Below are 2,842 nucleotides of genomic sequence, written 5' to 3' on the forward strand. Positions count from 1 at the left end.
ATATTATTCGGTCTAAAAATTCTTTGTGCTGAAAGTTTCCCCGGTTTTACTATCGATGATTACGAAGACCTTGAATTCATCCCACGTCCGCATTCCAACTCTTGGGGAGTCTATCAGGAAATTGATAATGTCTTAGATCCACTTGAAAAAAGTATGATCAGTAAGAGTCTGTTCGAAATGGGCTCTAACATACGCGATGGTAAGCTTTACCAGCTAAAAGCTCTGCGCGATGCCGCCATACTTGGGTTGGCTTATGTTACCGGTGCTCGCCCGGTTCAACTGGCTAGACTTGCAGTAAGAGATTTCCGTATTGATACCCGCAGCTTTGATACTGGACTAATTCGCTATAGTATTCTCTTGCCCTATGCAAAGCAGCGTTGTGTAACAACTGAACGATTGTTTTTGGCGATCCCACCGGAAATCGGTGGACTTATTCTGCATTATATTGAACGTACTGAACTTGCACCAGACGACAAGCTATTCGAGATGGGCTATTCCGCACCTGAATTTGTATCTAATGCTATCAACTGCTCCATACTTAGCTTTAGTCCGCCAGATTATCAGGCGGCAGTCACTCGCGGAGAGGCTGCCGAATCCATAATTACACCTACTGATTTACGTCACAACGTTGGTCACTCTCTGGCCATGCAAGGTGCAAGTGCAGAGGAAATAGCCCATATACTTGGACATTCCTCTTTGGTGGCTGCAAAGCATTATATTTTAGCTACACCAGCGCTGGCATTGATCAGAGCCAAAGCACTCGGTGTGAATCCTGTCTGGAAAAATATGGTCGCCATGATGCTGACAGGAAAACTGACATCCGCTCAAGAGTGGAAAGGTTACCGAGTGACAGGAGTGGTTGGCGACCAATTGCATTATGATATAGGTGGCTGTTCCAGAACTGATGGTAAGTGCCCTTTCTGTGAAGTGCGATGCTGCTACGGCTGCTTATATTACCGCCCTTTTACTGACGGCGACCATCAGGCAGTTCTGGATAGTGTAATCAAAGAAGTCGATGAATTAATAACCATTTCAGATAGCGTTGGTAACGCGCGTAATCCTCTCATCTCCATTCATGAAACCACGCAATTTGAAATCCAGCCTGTTATTGCCCGCTGCCGTTTTCATAAGGAAAAAGAGGCAAACAATGAAAAAACATTTTGAGCAATTTCATATATTCATAACCGAACAAAAAAATTGGTTTGAACAACATCTGGCGGCTGACTTCGCCCAGTCATGGGATGATTCTACCTGGGCATGTGGTACCAAAGGCAGTGGTTGGTTGCGGGGGAATGGTAAAAATTCGTTGCGATTTAATGAAATCAGCCGTTTCAAAGGTATTGATGGCTCCCATACAATTGACGATGCTTATATCAAATTTATGAAATCCATGCTGGTACTTGTATACCAGGGACGGAACCGAAACATATCTCCATCTGTAGCCATAGCAACCTTGATGATTTTAAAACGCTGGTACCATGCGTTGGTGGAAACTACCGGACAAACCCACCCAGTTTACTTAACCACAGACGTTATTCTTCGTGCAATGGATGTCCTAAGTGCCGCATCAACACCGGGCGATCCTAACACTGCCAATTATAAAGGCCGCTGTGTAAGTCTTCAGAAACTGATAAATCATCAGGCATTTACTCTTGTTACTTTGCAATATGTTTCTGATATTCAGTACACCAACCAAACTAATTTAACCCGCAAGGCTCAGGAAACCATTGCACTAAAACGCCAGGATAAGCTGGCTGATATGACCACCGATGGTGAGGATTCATTGATTACTATTCGTGGTTTCTTGAATATTGTTGCTTTAATCCACCGAGTAGAAAGTGATGCCGAGAAGATCGCTCTAAATTGCTTGTTATTACTCGTTATTACTGGTTTTCGTTCTGTTGAAGCGTTTAACCTTAGACAGGATGCCCTGTTCAAACGCCATATTGATGACTCAACAACACGTAAGCGGCTCCAGAACAAGGGACTTCCTGATTATTTCCTTGGCATACGCTATGTCGGTGTTAAAGGTGCTGGAGAACGCACGCACTGGGTAGAACCGTTAGCTGTACCGCTGGTTGAGAACATATTCAAAGTGGTAAAAAAACTGACCGCACCGATGCGTCGCCATCTGATCTATTTACGGGAAAAGTCGTTTAGCAATTACCTGCCAATAGGTATCAACGCCCTGTCCGATGAATTAATCGAATTGGACAACGTAGTTGAGCATATTGTCCAAACTACATCAAATCTTCGCGGTCGTGCTGGGCGGCGAGATAAATCCTTAAAAGCCTTGGTAAAGCGTGGTATTCTGCCCGAAAAAATAGTACCTGGATCGCAGAACACAAAATCCATCTATTTTTCAAAAATTCATCTCAATGATTTCATCAAAACCGAGTTTGGCGTAACTGACGTTAACATACCCTGTACTCACGCTTGGCAAGATAATGGGAAAAAACACACAGTCAATTATGAAGATTTACTATTTCTACATGTAAAAGGCTCATTAGCATTACAACGCACACTACTATTAATAGCTGTACCCATACCGCTCGATAATCGAGTAATGAGTAAATTCCTAGGTAATACCGATCCTACTGGTTCGGTATTCAGCAAATACAGGTTGCTAGAAGATGATGGCACACCTACACAAATGCGTACTCATATACCCCGGCATAATATTAATACCTTCCTCGCTATTGCGGAGGTTTCCGACCATTTACAGGCCATGCTGATGGGGCGTGTGGATATTACGCAAAACCGCCATTACCAACATCTGGCACTTTCTGAACGTAGAAAAGCGGCTTCGTTAATTAGATTCCGAACGGCATCCACAACATTA

The 2,842-nt window shown here is 43.6% G+C and carries 2 protein-coding genes; both read left to right on the plus strand.

Going from position 1 to position 2,842, the window contains the following annotated elements; all coding sequences use genetic code 11:
• A partial coding sequence (locus tag Dpoa2040_RS06700) for a site-specific integrase (RefSeq protein ID WP_246867260.1) occupies positions 1-1,164 on the plus strand: 1,164 nt, incomplete at its 5' end.
• On the plus strand, positions 1,148-2,842 hold a 1,695-nt coding region (locus tag Dpoa2040_RS06705; RefSeq protein WP_168640770.1), incomplete at its 3' end, for a hypothetical protein. The genes Dpoa2040_RS06700 and Dpoa2040_RS06705, both read left to right, overlap by 17 nt.

Source organism: Dickeya sp. CFBP 2040, from assembly GCF_012273755.1.
Classification (GTDB): domain Bacteria; phylum Pseudomonadota; class Gammaproteobacteria; order Enterobacterales; family Enterobacteriaceae; genus Dickeya; species Dickeya poaceiphila.